We start from the raw sequence: 15,708 nt of genomic DNA, 5'->3' as shown, positions 1-15,708 counted from the left end.
AGCTTGGGGAAGTAAAATCACGGCTTCCGATCATCGAGGATAGTCGTGTCTGCTTCCAGCTTGAAGAACGATGTGTTCTTGCGCTCGCTCTTGCGCGAGCCCGTGCCCTATACCCCGATCTGGCTGATGCGCCAGGCGGGTCGCTACCTGCCCGAATACCGCGCGACGCGCGCCCGGGCAGGCTCTTTCATGGGCCTGGCTCAGAATCCGGACTACGCGATGGAAGTCACATTGCAGCCGCTCGAGCGTTTCGACCTGGATGCGGCCATCCTGTTCTCGGACATCCTGACCGTGCCGCATGCGATGGGCCTGGGCCTGGATTTCGCCGAAGGCGAGGGCCCGCGCTTTGCCCGCCCGGTGCGCACCGAGGACGACGTGGCGCGCCTTGCCGTGCCCGACATGGACAAGCTGCGCTACGTATTCGACGCGGTCAGCGTCATCCGCCGCGAACTGGACGGCAAGGTGCCGCTGATCGGCTTTGCCGGCAGCCCGTTCACCATCGCCTGCTACATGGTCGAAGGGCAGGGCAGCGACGACTACCGCCTGATCAAGACGATGCTGTATTCGCGTCCGGATCTGCTGCACCGCATCCTGGAAATCAACGCCGAAGCCACGCTGCAGTACCTGAACGCGCAGATCGCCGCCGGCGCGCAAGCCGTCATGCTGTTCGACAGCTGGGGCGGGGTGCTGGCCGATGGCCTGTTCCAGCAGTTCTCGCTGGCGTACACAAAGAAGGTCGTGGACGGCCTGACCCGCGAGCACGAAGGCCGGCGCGTGCCGGTCATCGTCTTCACCAAGGGCGGCGGCCAGTGGCTCGAGCAAATCGCGGCTTGCGGCTGCGACGCGGTAGGCCTGGACTGGACGGTGGACCTGGCTGCGGCCCGCCGCCGCACGGGCGACTCCGTGGCCTTCCAGGGCAACCTGGACCCGATGGCGTTGTTCGGCGGCGCGTCCGCCATCCGTACGGAAGCCCGCCGCGTGCTGGACGCCTTCGGCCCGGTGGGCAAGGGCGGCCACGTGTTCAACCTGGGACACGGCATTTCGCGGTTTACGCCGCCGGAAGCGGTAGCGGAATTGGTCGACGAAGTCCACCAACACAGCCGCTTGCTGCAGGGGTAAGTGAGTGAACGCTTCGGTCCAAAGGGCCGAAGTTTGAGGGCCCCGGCGGACACTTGTGCACAGCAAGATTTTGCTCGGGGAAAACCCTTTAGAAGCTAGTTTACAATCTTGGAAGACTGTTTAAGTCATTGTTTTAATAGACAAAAATCAAGTTTTCCACCGGATTGCAACAGCGTGCGCAATCTACGCTTATTCCAAATCTTGACGTTGCCCCAGCCTTTTCCCCAAAGTTATCCACAGGCGGGGGCTGGAGCAAGCCGACGCATTGGGGCGACAATTGCCCCGCTGCGCCTTCCTTAGCAATTTCCCGCCAACCAGGTCCTACCCGCCCCATGCACCCTCCCAGCATCCATGTCTGAAGCGCCGCCGATTACGACGACTCCCGCAGCGGTTTGCTGGGTGCGCGTGGCGCTGGACGTGCCCTTGCCCGGCCCCTTCGATTACCGCAGCGAGACCCCCGTGCCGGTGGGCCTGCGGGTGATCGTGCCGTTCGGGCGGCGCAAGATGATCGGGGTGGTGGTGGCGAACCCGGCCGAGCCCTCGTTCGACCCGAAGCAGATCCGCCCCATCGAGCAAGTGCTGGACGACCTGCCGCCTTTTGACGAGGACTGGCTGCGCCTGGCGCGGTTTGCCGCGGAGTACTACCAGCGGCCCCTGGGCGAGGTAATGCTGCCGACCTTGCCGCCACCCTTGCGCAAACCCACGGCGTATCAGGGCAAACGGTCGGCGGGCGGGCCGGTGGCGCGGCTGGACAACCGCAAGCGCAAGACGGCGCGCGCGCCGGCCAAGGCCGACCAGCCGCCCGAACTGAACGAGGCCCAAGTGGCCGCCGTGGACGCCATTGGCGCCTTGGCCGGCTTCAAGCCCGTGCTGCTGCATGGCGTGACGGGCAGCGGCAAGACCGAGGTGTACCTGCGGGCCGCCGAACGCGTGCTGGCCCAGGGGCGCCAGGTGCTGCTGATGGTGCCCGAAATCAACCTGACGCCGCAGCTGGAAGGCGCGCTGCGCGCCCGCCTCGAGGCGCTGGTGGGCCCGGACGGCCTGGCCGTCATGCATAGCGGCTTGTCCGACGGCGAACGCCTGCAGGCCTGGGCGCGCGCCCAGCGCGGCGACGCGCGCATGCTGCTGGGCACGCGCATGTCGATCTTCGCGCCCTTGAGCAAGCTGGGCCTGATCGTCGTGGACGAAGAACACGATGCCTCCTACAAGCAGCAGGACGGCCTGCGCTATTCGGCGCGCGACCTGGCCGTGTGGCGGGCCCATGACCTGGACATTCCCGTGGTGCTGGGTTCAGCCACGCCGTCGCTGGAAACGTGGCAGCACGCCGAGCGCGGCCGCTATCTGCGCCTGACGCTGCCGGCGCGCGCGCGATCCAGCAGCTTGCCGTCGATGCGGCTGGTGGACACGCGCCGCCTGCAGATGAAGCACGGTATGTCGCCGCATCTGCTGGAGGCGATCGGCCAGCGGCTGGAGCGCAAAGAGCAGTCGCTGATCTTCCTGAACCGGCGCGGCTATTCGCCCGTGCTGCATTGCCAGTCGTGCGCGTGGGTCAGTAATTGCCCGCGCTGCACGGCCTTTACTGTGCTGCATCGCACCGACGGCCGCGGCCACCGCCTGCAGTGCCACCATTGCGGCTATCAGGCGCCTGTGCCCCGCGCATGCCCCGAATGCGGCGACCAGGACCTGGCGCCGATGGGCCGCGGCACGCAGCGCATTGAAGAGCATCTGGCCGAGCTTTTTCCCGGTGCGCGCATCTTGCGCATCGATGCGGACAGCACGCGCAAGAAGGGCAGCGCCGAGGCGCTGTTCGCCTCGGTGCATGCGGGCGAGGTCGACATCCTGGTGGGCACGCAGATGGTGGCCAAGGGCCACGATTTCGCGCGCCTGGGATTGGTGGGCGTGCTGAATTCCGATTCGATGCTGTTCGCGCATGACTTCCGCGCGCCCGAGCGTCTGTTCGCCCAATTGATGCAGGTGGCCGGCCGTGCCGGGCGCCACCAGGGCAACGGCGAGGTGCTGATCCAGACCGGCTATCCCGAGCAGCCCGTCTACCAGGCGCTGCTGCGTCACGACTACGCGGGCTTTGCGCGGCACGCGCTGCATGAACGCGAAAGCACCGGCCTGCCGCCGTTCGTCTACCAGGCGCTGCTGACGGCCGAGGCGCGCGAGTTGAAGGTGGCACAGGCTTTCCTGGAACGCGCGCGCGTGCTGCCCGAAGGGGAGTGGGCGGCCGACTTTCCGGGCCTGGACGCGATCATGCTGTATGACCCGGTGCCGCTGCGGGTGGTGCGGGTGGCCAATATCGAACGCGCGCAACTGCTGGTGGAAAGCAGCAGCCGGCCGGCCCTGCAGGCGTTCCTGGCGTCATGGTCACACCATCTGCCCTACATTGCCAACGAGGCGCGCGTGCGCTGGCAACTGGAAGTCGATCCGCTGGAGATCTGACCCCTCGGCATCTGCCGATGCGTCATCCATCCGATTGTTCTATGATCGTCTTCCTCTATCGCGCTGGCGCGGCAGGCCCGCATCGGCGGCTGCGCCCGTCCCCATTTTCTCGCGTAGTACCAGCCCGCTGACGGGCGGCTGCCGGCCCTGCGCCTGGCGGCCGCATCCGCGTTGCGGCGAGCGCGATGCATGACGACCCAACTCAAAATGTCCGCAAGCGAATCTATTGGCCAAGGCATGAATCCCGCCCAGAAAGAGGCGGTGCTTTACCTGGACGGCCCGTGCCTCGTGCTGGCCGGCGCCGGCAGCGGCAAGACGCGCGTGATCACGCAGAAGATCGCTTACTTGCTGCGCGAGTGCGGCTACATGGGCCGCAACGTGGTGGCGCTGACCTTCACCAACAAGGCCGCGCGCGAGATGGACGAGCGCGTGAAGACCCTGGTGGACCGCAAGCTGTCCAAGGGCCTGATCATCAGCACGTTCCATTCGCTGGGCGTGAAGATGCTGCGCGAAGAGGCGCGCAACGCGGGCCTGAAACCCACGTTCTCGATCCTGGACGCCGATGACGCCATGTCCATCATCCAGGAACTGCTGGCCACCACCGACAAGGCCCGCCTGCGCCACGTGCAAGGCATCATCTCGTTGTGGAAGAACGCGTTGCTGGAGCCGGACGACGCCGCGCGAGAGGCGGTCACGCCGGGCGATGTTGAAGCGGCCAACGTCTACCGCAGCTACGCGGCCACGCTGGCGGCCTATCAGGCGGTGGACTTCGACGACCTGATCCGCATCCCCGCGTTGCTGCTGGCCAGCAACGAGGAAGTGCGCACGCGCTGGCAGAACCGCGTGCGCTACCTGCTGGTGGACGAATACCAGGACACCAACGTGTGCCAGTACCGCCTGGTGCAGCTGCTGACCGGGTCGCGCGCCATGTTCACGGCGGTGGGCGACGACGACCAGGCAATCTATGCCTGGCGCGGCGCCACGATCGAGAACCTTGCCAAGCTGACGACCGACTACCCCAACATCAAGCTCATCAAGCTGGAGCAGAACTACCGGTCGGTGCAGCGCATCCTGGCCGCCGCCAACCAGGTCATCGAGAAGAACCCCAAGCTGTTCGACAAGAAGCTGTGGTCAGACCTGGGCGTGGGCGAACCGATCCTGGTGTCGGCGATGGACGGCGAAGAGCAGGAAGCCGAATCCATCGCCATGAAGGTGTCGGCCTCGCGCTTCGAACGCCAGGCGCAGTGGAAGGATTTCGCCATCCTGTACCGCAGCAACCACCAGTCGCGCATCCTGGAGCAGGCGCTGCGCAATCTGAAGATTCCGTACACGATCTCGGGCGGGCAGAGCTTTTTCGACAAGACCGAAGTGCGCGACGTGCTGTCGTATCTGCGCCTTTTGGCCAATGACGACGACGACCCCGCGTTCATTCGAGCGGCTACCACGCCCAAGCGCGGCATCGGCCAGGCGACCCTGCAGGTGCTGGGTCAGTATGCAGCCTCGCGCGAGATCTCGCTGCTGGCGGCGGTGGCCGAAACCGGCCTGGAAAGCCTGTTGGCGCCGCGCCAGCTGGACCCGCTGCGCACCTTTGCCGAGTTCATCCGCCGCATGCAGTGGCGCGCCGGACGCGGCGCGGCTTCGGCCAAGGACGCCGCGCCCGCCGAACCCGCGGGCGTCATCCTGGACGACCTGGTGGAAGCCATCCAGTACGAGCGCCACCTGTTCGAATTGTTCGAGGAACGTCCGGCGCAGACGCGCTGGCAGAACGTGCTGGAACTGACGGGCTGGCTCAAGCGCAAGGCCGAAGAAGACAACATGACGCTCTTCGACCTGGTGCAGCACGTGGCGCTGGTGACCATGCTGGAGCGCGGCGAAGAAGAAGAGCCCGACGCCGTGAAGATGTCGACGCTGCACGCCTCCAAGGGCCTGGAGTATCCGCACGTGTATCTGGCCGGCGTGGAAGAGGGGCTGCTGCCTCACCTGGGCAAGGACGACGAAGTCGGCGACCCGGCGCGCGCGGCCGAGAATCTGGCCACGCGCATCCAGGAAGAACGCCGCCTGATGTACGTGGGCATCACGCGTGCGCAGCGCAGCCTGAATCTGAGCTGGTGCAAGCGTCGCCGCCGCGCCCGTGAAGACCTGGTGCGGGAACCGTCGCGCTTCATCGAAGAGATGGGCTTGGGCGATGTGCGGGTGCAGGAAGACGAAGCCACGGCCGCCATGAATCCCAAGGAGCGCATGGCGATGCTGAAGGCGCTGTTGAAGAAGTAGCGCGCGGGAGCCGACGCCATGAAAGACGACGTCCGATATCACCCGGTGCCCGGCACGCCGGGGCTGGTGCTGGGCCAGGCGCGGTTCAGCGAATTCCAGTTCGACCGCCACTACCATGTGGACTATCACATCGGCCTGGTGACGCAGGGCGTGCAGCGCCAGTGTTTCCGCGGCACGAGCATCCTGCTGGGCCCCGGCGGCCTTGCCCTGATGCCGCCGGGCGAGATCCACGATGGCGCGGGCGTCGACGCTTATGGTGCTTCGTACACACTGAAGACCTTCCGCCTGTCGGCCGAGCTGATGCGCGGCTTCATCGAAGACGTGTCGGGGGCGGCTGCGGATGAACGCTTCTCTGCGACGCTGGTGGAAGACGCCGCGCTGGCCGCCCGTTTCATGGCGTTGCACAGCGTGTGGATGTCGGGTGCGCCGGATGAGCCACTGGCGCAGGAATCGCAGTCGCTGGCGTTGATGGGCGCCTTGTTCGCGCGTACCGGCGCCGTGCAGCCCGAAACGGTCAAGGGCGGCTTGTCGTCCACGCATCTGCACGCCGTGCGCGACTATTGCCAGGCGCACCTGTGCGAGAAGATCGCGCTGGACGACCTGGCCCGGCTATGCGGATTGAGCCGCTTCCAGTTCCTGCGGCGTTTCACGCATTCGGCTGGCCTGACGCCGCACGCGTGGCTGGTGCGGTTGCGGCTGGAGCGCGCCTGCGCGGCGCTGGCCACCGAGCGGGTGTCGGTGGCCCAGGTGGCGGCGGACGTGGGCTTCTATGACCAGAGCCACTTCAACCGCGCCTTCCGCATGGCTTACGGCGCGCCGCCTTCGGCGTACCAGCCGGCGGCCTAGGCCGCGGACCCGCACGCGAGCACAGGTCTTAAGCGACTTGCGCGCGCAGCGCCGACAGGAAGTGGTCCACGTCCTGCTCCTGCGTCGCGAACGACGTCACCAGGCGCACGACGCCCGGACCCCAGCGGTCGTGGTAGAAGCGGAAGCCATCGGCCAGCAGGCCTTCGATGGCCTGGGCAGGCAATTGGCAGAACAGGATGTTGGCGTCGACGGTGCCTTGCAGCGCCACGCCCGGCAGCCCTTGCATGCCGGCCGCCAGCCGCGCGGCCATGGCGTTGGCCTGGCGTGCGTTGCGCAGCCACAGGTCGTTGTCCAGATACGCTTCCAGCTGGGCCGACAGCAAACGCATCTTCGAGAACAGATGGCCGCCGCGTTTGCGGCGGAACTCCAGTTCACGGGCCCGTTCCGGGTTGAACAGCACAATGGCCTCGGCGCCCAGCACACCGTTCTTGGTGGCGCCGAACGACAGGACCTCTACGCCCGCCTTCCACGTCATTTCCGCCGGCGTGCAGTTCAGGCTGACCAGCGCATTCGCAAAGCGCGCGCCGTCCATGTGCAAGGGCAGGCCGGCATCGCGGCAGATGCCGCCGATGACGTTGATTTCATCCAGCGTGTAGACGCCGCCGGTTTCGGTGGCCTGGGTGATGCTGACGCAGGAGGGTTGGACCGAGTGCACGTCGCCCACTTTGCGGCGGGCTTCCACGGCCAGTTCTGCCGGATCGATCTTGGCGGCCTGGCCACCCAGGAGCTTTAAGCGCGCCCCGTTTGTGTAGAACTCGGGCGCACCGCATTCGTCATTGGCGATGTGGGCCTGCGCGTGGCACAGCACGGCGCCCCAAGGGGGCGTCAACGCTGACAGGCTGATGGAATTGGCGGCGGTGCCGGTGGGCACCAGCAGCACGTCCACGTCGCGTTCGAAAATGTCGGCCAGCTTGCGCTGCACGCGCAAGGAGCCGTCGTCGGTGCCATAGGCCGGGGCCTGGCCAGTGCCGGCGCGCAGCAGGGCGTCGAAGACTTCCGGGCTGGCGCCCGCGATGTTGTCGCTGGAAAAACCCTGTTGCAGGGCGGGGACGGATGAGGGCGTAGTCACAGGCAAGTTCCGGCTGATGCGGGGAAAAGGCCACTATGCCGCGGCGCGGACGGGCAAGCTTGTAGAAAATTGCGGGTCGCTCCTACACTGGTCAAGTCTGTCTTGAAGGAGTGCGTCATGTGTCGTTGGCTGGCTTACACCGGTAGTCCCCTGCAGATGGAGAGCGTGCTCTTCAAAGCCAAGCACTCGCTGATCGACCAGAGCCTGCACGCTCGCCTGGGCGCCACCACCACGAACGGCGACGGCTTCGGCCTGGGCTGGTATGGCCGCGCCCCGGCGGGTCAGTCTCCCGAACCGCCGTTCCGCTATCGCAGCGTGCATCCCGCCTGGAACGACCGCAACCTGCGCGAGGCGGCGCGCGCGATCCATGCGCCGCTCTTCGTCGCGCACATCCGCGCGGCCACCGATACGCCCGCGCAAGAGACCAACTGCCATCCGTTCCGGCACGGGCAGTGGCTGTTCGTACATAACGGCGTCATCCGCGACTATCCGCTCTTGCGCCGCGATCTGATGCTGATGATCGCGCCGGCGTATTTCGGGTCGCTGGAAGGGTCGACGGATTCCGAGGTGATGTTCCTGCTGGCGCTGACGTTCGGCCTGGAGGAAGACCCGATCCCGGCGCTGGCCCGCATGGTGGGCGCGGTGGAAGAGACCGGGCGGCGTCATGGCGTCACGCATCCCATCAACATGACCGTCTGCGCACTGGACGGCCACCGCCTGATCGCCGTGCGCTATTCCAGCGAGGCCGAATCGCGCACCTTGTTCCACAACACCTGCGTGCGCCACCTGCGCGAACTGTATCCGCAGGACGCGCAGATCGCCGCGCTGGACGAGAACGCCTTCCTGCTGCTGTCCGAACCCTTGAGCGAGATGCCCGGAGCCTGGGAAGAGGTGCCCGAGGCGACCGCGATCATCGCCGGGGGCGGGGACGTGCAGCACCATCCCTTCGTGCCCATTCCGCCGGGCGCGTGACGCAAGCGGGTGCTTGGTGTCCCCTTGGCGGACACCTTTATCGGCGATAAAAGGGGTCATCAAGCACGTATTCCTCATATGGGGGAGAATGCGTGTCGCATGACTTTGCGACGTCCTGGGCCGCGAAAGCACCCTAACTGAATAAGGAAGTTGCATGACTAATAGCAAAACCCCGCAGGCATCTGACGCATTGGCGGTGTTTACGCACACGGGGAGCGCCCCGGATCGCTTTGAATTGCATGACAAGGGCGTGGTCAGCCAGCATGGCGACACGCGTAATTACGCGGCTTTCGCGGACATCCAGGATCTTTGCCTGTTCGCCTCCGGCCCGGCCGCGGCGGTTCAGGTAGACAGCTTTGCCTACCGCACGGATTCGGCCCAAGACTGGACCGTGGTGCCCAGCGGCACCAGTGAATTTCCCGCATTCATGGACGGATTCCGCTCGCGCTACGTCGAGCAGCGCCTGCCCGTGCTGGAAGCCATGATCGCCAATGGCACGCGCGTTCCGTTCCGCTATATCAAGGCCGGCGAGTTCCCTGGCCTGGAAACGCAGGAATTGGCCCTGTCGGCGCAAGGCCTGCACATCGGCGGCGCCACGTGGCCCTACGAGTCGCTCAAGCGCATCGACCTGAACGACTGGACCGAGACGGTCACCCTGCAAGACGACAGCGGCAAGACGGTGTTCTCGTGCCTGGCCACGCGCATCCTGAGCTCGGACCTGTTGGTGAATCTGGTGTACGACCAGTTGGGGCAGACGGCGGAATACGCCTGACCGGGACACGACCCCAAGCGGCGCCGGGCGCGCCGGCTTTTCCCGGATGAAGAAAGGGCCGCTTGCAGCGGCCCTTTTCCATTCAATGCCCCGCGTGCAGCGCGGGGTTCAAGGTGCCCCAGGCGGCGGTGCGCACCAGGCACTCCACGGCGCCCGTCTGCGAGTTGCGGCGGAACAGCAGGCCATGCTGGCCCGCCAGCGACACGGCTTTCACCACGGCGCCTTCCGGCGTCAGCACGCGTGTGCCGGCGGTGACGTAGCAGCCGGCCTCGACCACGCAATCATCGCCCAGCGAGATGCCCAGGCCCGAGTTGGCGCCCAACAGGCAGCGCTTGCCGATGGACACCACCTGTTTGCCACCGCCGGACATGGTGCCCATGATGGAGGCGCCGCCGCCGATGTCGGTGCCGTCATCGACGATGACGCCCGCGCTGATGCGGCCTTCGACCATCGACGCGCCGAGCGTGCCGGCGTTGAAGTTGCAGAACCCTTCGTGCAGCACGGTGGTGCCTGCCGCCAGGTGTGCGCCCAGCCGCACGCGCGCGGTGTCCGCGATGCGCACGCCGCCGGGCACGACGTAGTCGGTCATGCGGGGAATCTTGTCGATGCCGCGGATCTCGAGGGTCTGGCCGATGGCGCGCAACTGCCAGCGCAAGGCGTCGACCTGGTCGATGGCGCAGGGCCCGACGGAGGTCCACGCGACGTTGGCGAGCACGCCGAACAGGCCGTCCAAGTTGGCGTCATGGGGGCGGATCAGCCGGTGGCTGAGCAGATGCAGCCGCAGATAGGCGTCATGCGCGTCGACAGGCGCTTCGGCAAGCGAGGGGATCGCGGTGCGGACGGCAACGATGTCGACTTTGCGGCGTGTGTCCCGGATGAGGGCCGTGGGAACGTGCTCACCAAGCGCGGCGCGCGCTTCTTCAGGCGTCAGATGCCGGGTGCCGCCGGCAGGGGTGTGATCGGCTAGCGACGGACGCGGATACCAGGTATCAAGAATGGTGCCGTCGGCGGCAAGAGTGGCAAGGCCGTAGGCGATGGCGCTTTGAGGTGCGGGGGCGGCGGACATGGCGGGGAGTTCTGGACTGGAATTGGGAGGATTCTAGGCGATTGGAGGCGGCGGGGGGCAGATCTTCGTTGGACGTCCTTCAGGTCTTCGTGGGACGCCCGTCGTTGGGGTCGGGTGGGTGGCGCGCGCCCACGATTGCGGTCCGGAGCCTTCGCTCCGGACTGCCCCGTCGTCATCTTCGTCCAGGCCTGCGGCCTTCCCTTCAGATTCCCTCGGGCGCATCAAGGTTGCGCGCCACCCACCCGACCCCAACGACGAGCTGCGCCGTCTGAGTTCGATGCGCTGCTAGAGCGCTGTTTACTGACGAGATTTGCGTGGCCCGCCTCAAGCGACCGCGCAGGCGGCCGCTTGAGGCATACGCATTGTCGAGGCGTCGGAGCGGTGATCGCTTACGCGCCGGTGAAGAGCAGTTTGCTAATGATCCCCGCAGTCACGGGGTGGAGTGGAGCGACGGGTGGCGCGCGGCAGAGCTGTGTGCGTAGCCAGACCTGCGCGCGCCACCCGTCTAATAGGAAGACTGTCGATGCGATCCGGCTGATCGTGCGTCGTAGGATGGGTGGAGCGCGGCAAATCCGGCATGAGGACACGGGCGTCCATCGCGCGTAACCCATCATGGTGGCGGGCATCGATGATGGGTTACGTGCGGCATACGCCCGTGTACTTGGGCCTGCCGGATCGCACTCCACCCATCCTACGGAGCACCATCAATCACATCACGGCGCAAGACAATGCGTAAGCGCCCCAAGGCCGCCCGCGCGGCCGGCGGGGAGCGGGCATCGCAAGATCCTTCGCCCCTCAAAATTGTTGACGAGAACGCAAGCACACGGTTCTCCCCAGCGACCGTCAGATTGCAGCCAGCAGAGCCCGTCGCGGCGGTCCCGCGGGAAGTGCGGGGAGTCGATAAGCCCGAGGGAATCTGAAGGAACTGCCGCAGGCAGTGACGAAGATGACGACGGGGAAGTCCGGAGCGAAGGCTCCGGACCGCAATCGTTGACCCGCACTTCCCGCGGGACCGCCGTGACGGGCGTCTAAAGAACCATCAACGGCACAAAAAAACTAAGCCAATTCCCGAAGCAACAATTCCCAAAACTTCAAGCGCTGCTCCAACGTCGACACCAGAATATATTCATTCAACGTATGTGCCCCGTCGCCGTCGGCGCCCAGACCGTCCAACGTCGGAATACCCATCGCCGATGTGAAGTTCGCGTCGCTGCCGCCGCCGGTCATCGGGGCGTCTTCCAGCAGGAAACCTGCGCGATCTGCGTAACCCTGTACCAGCGCCAGCAGATTGGCCGCCGCTTCGGTTTTCACCATCGGCGGACGATTCAGTTCCACGTTAATGTCCAGTTCCACATCCGGACCCACCGCGCACAGCTCGCGCATGCGGCGCAGCACGTCTTCCGCGGCCCCCATGTCCGGCACGCGGAAATCCACCACGCAACGGCACAGGGCCGGCACCGTGTTGGTGACCGTGCCGCCGGCGATCGTGCCGACGCTGACCGTGATGCCGCGGTCGTAGTCGGTCATCGCTTCCAGCGCCAGCACCTGGTGCGCCATTTCGCGGATCGCGCTGCGGCCCTTTTCGTGTTGCATGCCGGCGTGGGCCGGGCGGCCCTTGACGTTCAGGTTCAGCATGCCCGTGCCCTTGCGCGCGGTGACGCACTTGCCGCCGTTGGGGCGGGCCGGTTCGCAGACCAGCGCGTACTTGGCGTTGGCGGCGAAGCGTTCGATGTGCACGCGGGAGGCGTGGCTGCCGGTTTCTTCGTCGGGCACCACCAGGAAGTCCACGGGCAGCTGCGTCGCGCCCGGGCGGGCCACGCCGGCCAGCGCCGTCAGCGCCAGGTAGATGCCCGCCTTCATGTCATAGCTGCCGGGGCCGTAGAGGCGGTCACCGTCGATGCGCACCGGGTTCTCCAGCAGCGTGCCGACCGGATGCACCGTGTCCATGTGCGCCAGGATCAGGATGCCGGGGCGCGTGTCGCCGGGGGCGCGGTTGGTGGCGTACAGCAGCGGGCCCGTGGTGGGGCCCAGCGACGACAGTTCCACCGTCAGGCCGGCGGCCGCCGCGTAGTCGGCGATGATGCGCGCCATCGCGGCAATGCCTTCCGGAAAGTTCGACGGCGATTCGCATTGCAGCCAGCTTTGGATGCCGGCGACGATCTGTTCAGTGCTCTGAGTGTTGGACATGGCGGTATCGGTATTCAGCGATGGAAAGGAAGAGGGCGATCAGGCGACCTGCTGGCCGGCCAGGCGGGCCAGCTCGGCGGCATCCGGCATCTTGCCGTCGAACCACAGGCTGGCGCATACGGCCGACATGGCGCGGCCGTCGTGGCCGATGCCGGGCACCACTTGCAGCGTCCAGCCGAACGGCACGCCGCGGCGTTCGGCTTCTTTCTTGCCGAACTCGTAGTAATTCTGCGCACGCGCAAAGCGGTGCGGGCCCTGGCGCATGGCGGCCGGCTCGGACGGCAGGTTGGGGTCGTCGGTCGCGATGTCCTGATCGCCCGCCAGGATGGTCATCGGGTAGGCCAGCAACTTCACCAGATGTTCTTCGGTCAGGCCGACGCCGTCCATGCCTTCCGGGAACGGGAAGTCGAACGTGGGCAACGTGTACCAGCCGGGGTTGCCGGCCGCGACGGCCTTGAACGGCGCATGCGACTGGCTGCTCATCAGGCGGTGCACGAACTGGCCGCCGGCCGAATGGCCGAACAGGTAGATGTTCTGGCCGTCGGTGATTTCGCCGTCGATCATGTCGCGGATGACGTTGCCCACCAGCGCATACGTCCAGCCGTCGATGTGGCGCGGATTGCCGCCGGCCGAGAACACGCGGCCGTTGTTGTAGCTTTCGACGCCGGGCCAGATCTCGTTGGAGAACGTCAGCGCCACGATCAGCAGCTTGTGCTTGTCGGCCGCCTCGACCCAGAAGTCGCGGTATTCGTCGCCGTTGCGCAGCACGCCGTGCTGCACGATGACGACCGGGCGGTCCGGCGTGTAGCCGTAGGGGCGGTACGTCTGCAGCTTGAACGGACGATCGGAGTTGCGGTCTTCATCCACGTACAGGATGGCGTTGCGGCCCGCATGGCCCATTTCAATGGCGATGCGGTCCACGTTGGACATGTCGGAGGGTTTCATCAGGCGCTCGCTTCATTCAGGTGACAGGCCGACCAATGGCCCGCCGAGATTTCTTTCAGGACCGGCGCCTGCTCGCGGCAACGCGGCATGGCGTGGGGGCAACGGGGGTTGAACGTGCAGCCCGGGGGCGGGTTCAGCGGCGACGGGATTTCACCCTTGATCGGCGTGAACTTGCGGCCGCGGCGGGCCACGTCCGGCACTTCGGCCATCAGGGCCTGGGTGTAGGGGTGGTTGGCGCGCGCGAAGATCTCGGCCGCGGTGGAGATCTCTACGATCTTGCCCAGATACATGATCGCCACGCGGTCCGAGATGTGCTTGACCACACCCAGGTCGTGGCTGATGAACAGATACGTGAAGCGGTGCTGCTCACGAAGGTCCATGAACAGGTTGATCACCTGCGCCTGGATCGACACGTCCAGCGCGGCGACCGGTTCGTCGCAGACGAGGAACTTGGGCGCCACCATCAGCGCACGGGCGATGCCGATGCGCTGTCGCTGGCCGCCCGAGATCTGGTGCGGGAAACGGTCGCGGTATTCGGCGTCCAGGCCCACTTCCTTCAGGGCCTGGTCGATGCGGCCGGGAATCTCGGCGGGCGGGGCCAGCTTGTGGACCTTGAGCGATTCGCCCAGGATCTGGCGCAGGCGCTGACGCGGGTTCAAGGATGCCTGCGGGTCCTGGAAGATCATCTGCACGCCCAGCGTGTAGGCCAGTTTTTCAGCGCCGCGCAGGCGCACGGCGTCCTGGCCCAGATAGCGCAGTTCGCCTTCGGTCTGGCGATGCAGGCCGGCCACGACGCGGCCAAGCGTGGACTTGCCGCAGCCGGACTCGCCCACCAGCCCGACCACTTCGCCGCGCTTGATGGACAGGTCCACGCCGTTGACGGCATACACCGTGCGGCGGTCGATGGGGCGGCCGGTCAGGGCCAGGATGCGTTGGGCCAGGTCGGGTCGCTGCTCGAAGCGCTTGTGGACGTTCTTGAGCTCGATGACGGGGGTATCGGCTTGGCTCATGCTTCTTGTGCCTCGCGGGCTATCGGCACGTAACAGCGATAGCTGCGCGGACCTTCGGTGGTGACGGAGGGGGCTTGTTCGGTGCACCGCGGAATCACCCGGGTGCAACGCGGGCGGAACGCACAGCCCGACGGGCGGCCGGCCAGGCTGGGCGCCATGCCGTTGATCTGGTGCAAGCGTGCGCCGGGTTGCGTGGCGCCCGGCATCGAATCCAGCAAGCCCTTGGTGTAGGGGTGGCGCGGCGATTCCAGCACCTGTTCGACCGGGCCGCTTTCAACGATGCGGCCGGCATACATCACGGCCACGCGGTCGGCCAGTTCGGCCACGACGCCCAGGTCGTGGGTGATCCAGATCAGCGCGGTGTTGTGCTCGCGGCAGATCTCCTGCATGCGGTAGAGGATCTGGCCCTGGATGGTGACGTCCAGCGCGGTGGTGGGCTCGTCGCAGATGATCAGGTCGGGCTTGTTCAGCATGGCGATGGCGATCGCCACGCGCTGGCGCATGCCGCCCGAGAACTCGTGCGGATAGCTTTTCAAGCGCTTTTCCGGCGACGGGATGCCGACCATGGCCAGCGCCTCGCGGCAGCGTTCTTCCGCTTGCGCGCGCGACACGTTCTCGTGCGTCAGGATGGCTTCCATCATCTGCTCGCCGATGCGCAGCACCGGGTTGAGCGTCATCAGCGGGTCCTGGAAGATCATGGCGATGCGGTTGCCGCGCAACTGGCGCATCTGCTCTTCCGAGAGCTTGCGCAGGTCGGTGCCCTTGAACTTCACTTCGCCGTCCACGACTTCCCCGGGCGGGTCGATCAGGCCCAGCAGCGAGAAGCCGGTGACGGATTTGCCGGAACCCGATTCGCCGACCAGGCCGACGATTTCGCCGCGGCGCACGGTAAGGTCGACGCCGTCGACCGCCAGATACGCGCCGGCCTCGGTATGGAATGCAGTGCGCAGTCCGCGCACATCAAGAAGGGTTTCGCTCATTTCAG

Annotated in this window: 12 protein-coding genes; 6 read left to right on the top strand and 6 right to left on the bottom strand. The window is 66.3% G+C overall.

Annotated features, from left to right (window positions below; all coding sequences use genetic code 11):
* Positions 1–45 precede the first annotated feature (45 nt).
* From hemE to AC3WMU_RS25285, 4 genes are all read left to right on the top strand, one after another.
* Positions 46–1,119 (top strand): uroporphyrinogen decarboxylase, encoded by a 1,074-nt coding sequence (hemE, locus tag AC3WMU_RS25300; protein ID WP_492283124.1) that lies wholly within the window; start codon positions 46–48, stop codon positions 1,117–1,119.
* A gap of 351 nt (positions 1,120–1,470) precedes the next feature.
* Positions 1,471–3,564 (top strand): primosomal protein N', encoded by a 2,094-nt coding sequence (locus AC3WMU_RS25295; protein WP_492283123.1) that lies wholly within the window; start codon positions 1,471–1,473, stop codon positions 3,562–3,564.
* 207 nt (positions 3,565–3,771) lie between these two features.
* Positions 3,772–5,835: a UvrD-helicase domain-containing protein gene (locus AC3WMU_RS25290; protein ID WP_035214051.1), complete on the top strand. Its 2,064-nt coding sequence runs from the start codon at positions 3,772–3,774 to the stop codon at positions 5,833–5,835.
* An 18-nt stretch (positions 5,836–5,853) separates the two neighbouring features.
* Positions 5,854–6,681 (top strand): AraC family transcriptional regulator, encoded by an 828-nt coding sequence (locus AC3WMU_RS25285; RefSeq protein WP_006227266.1) that lies wholly within the window; start codon positions 5,854–5,856, stop codon positions 6,679–6,681.
* A gap of 28 nt (positions 6,682–6,709) precedes the next feature.
* On the opposite strand, the gene AC3WMU_RS25280 is transcribed toward AC3WMU_RS25285, so the two are convergent.
* Positions 6,710–7,771, bottom strand: a complete 1,062-nt coding sequence (locus AC3WMU_RS25280; protein ID WP_006227265.1) for a threonine aldolase family protein — start codon at positions 7,769–7,771, stop codon at positions 6,710–6,712.
* Between the two features lie 117 nt (positions 7,772–7,888).
* Between AC3WMU_RS25280 and AC3WMU_RS25275 the strand changes: the two genes are divergently transcribed.
* Positions 7,889–8,743 (top strand): class II glutamine amidotransferase, encoded by an 855-nt coding sequence (locus AC3WMU_RS25275; RefSeq protein ID WP_006227264.1) that lies wholly within the window; start codon positions 7,889–7,891, stop codon positions 8,741–8,743.
* A gap of 154 nt (positions 8,744–8,897) precedes the next feature.
* On the top strand, positions 8,898–9,515 hold the full coding sequence (locus AC3WMU_RS25270; protein WP_035214049.1) for a hypothetical protein: 618 nt from the start codon (positions 8,898–8,900) through the stop codon (positions 9,513–9,515).
* 82 nt (positions 9,516–9,597) lie between these two features.
* Here AC3WMU_RS25270 and dapD read toward each other — a convergent pair whose 3' ends face one another.
* The 5 genes from dapD to AC3WMU_RS25245 form a co-directional block, all read right to left on the bottom strand.
* Complete coding sequence (dapD, locus tag AC3WMU_RS25265; RefSeq protein WP_315140496.1) at positions 9,598–10,581, bottom strand: 2,3,4,5-tetrahydropyridine-2,6-dicarboxylate N-succinyltransferase; 984 nt, start codon at positions 10,579–10,581, stop codon at positions 9,598–9,600.
* Positions 10,582–11,637: 1,056 nt separating this feature from the next.
* Positions 11,638–12,768, bottom strand: a complete 1,131-nt coding sequence (locus tag AC3WMU_RS25260; RefSeq protein WP_006227261.1) for a M20 family metallopeptidase — start codon at positions 12,766–12,768, stop codon at positions 11,638–11,640.
* Positions 12,769–12,807: 39 nt separating this feature from the next.
* On the bottom strand, positions 12,808–13,713 hold the full coding sequence (locus AC3WMU_RS25255) for a prolyl oligopeptidase family serine peptidase (RefSeq protein ID WP_006227260.1): 906 nt from the start codon (positions 13,711–13,713) through the stop codon (positions 12,808–12,810).
* Positions 13,713–14,723: an ABC transporter ATP-binding protein gene (locus tag AC3WMU_RS25250; protein ID WP_492283122.1), complete on the bottom strand. Its 1,011-nt coding sequence runs from the start codon at positions 14,721–14,723 to the stop codon at positions 13,713–13,715. The genes AC3WMU_RS25255 and AC3WMU_RS25250 overlap by 1 nt, the downstream gene beginning before the upstream one ends.
* Positions 14,720–15,703, bottom strand: coding sequence for an ABC transporter ATP-binding protein (locus AC3WMU_RS25245; protein ID WP_088591028.1), 984 nt, complete (start codon positions 15,701–15,703; stop codon positions 14,720–14,722). The genes AC3WMU_RS25250 and AC3WMU_RS25245 overlap by 4 nt, the downstream gene beginning before the upstream one ends.
* Positions 15,704–15,708 lie beyond the last annotated feature (5 nt).

It is taken from the genome of Achromobacter sp. FW305-C-13 (genome assembly GCF_058783475.1).
This window is presented reverse-complemented; position numbering and strand designations above follow the sequence as displayed.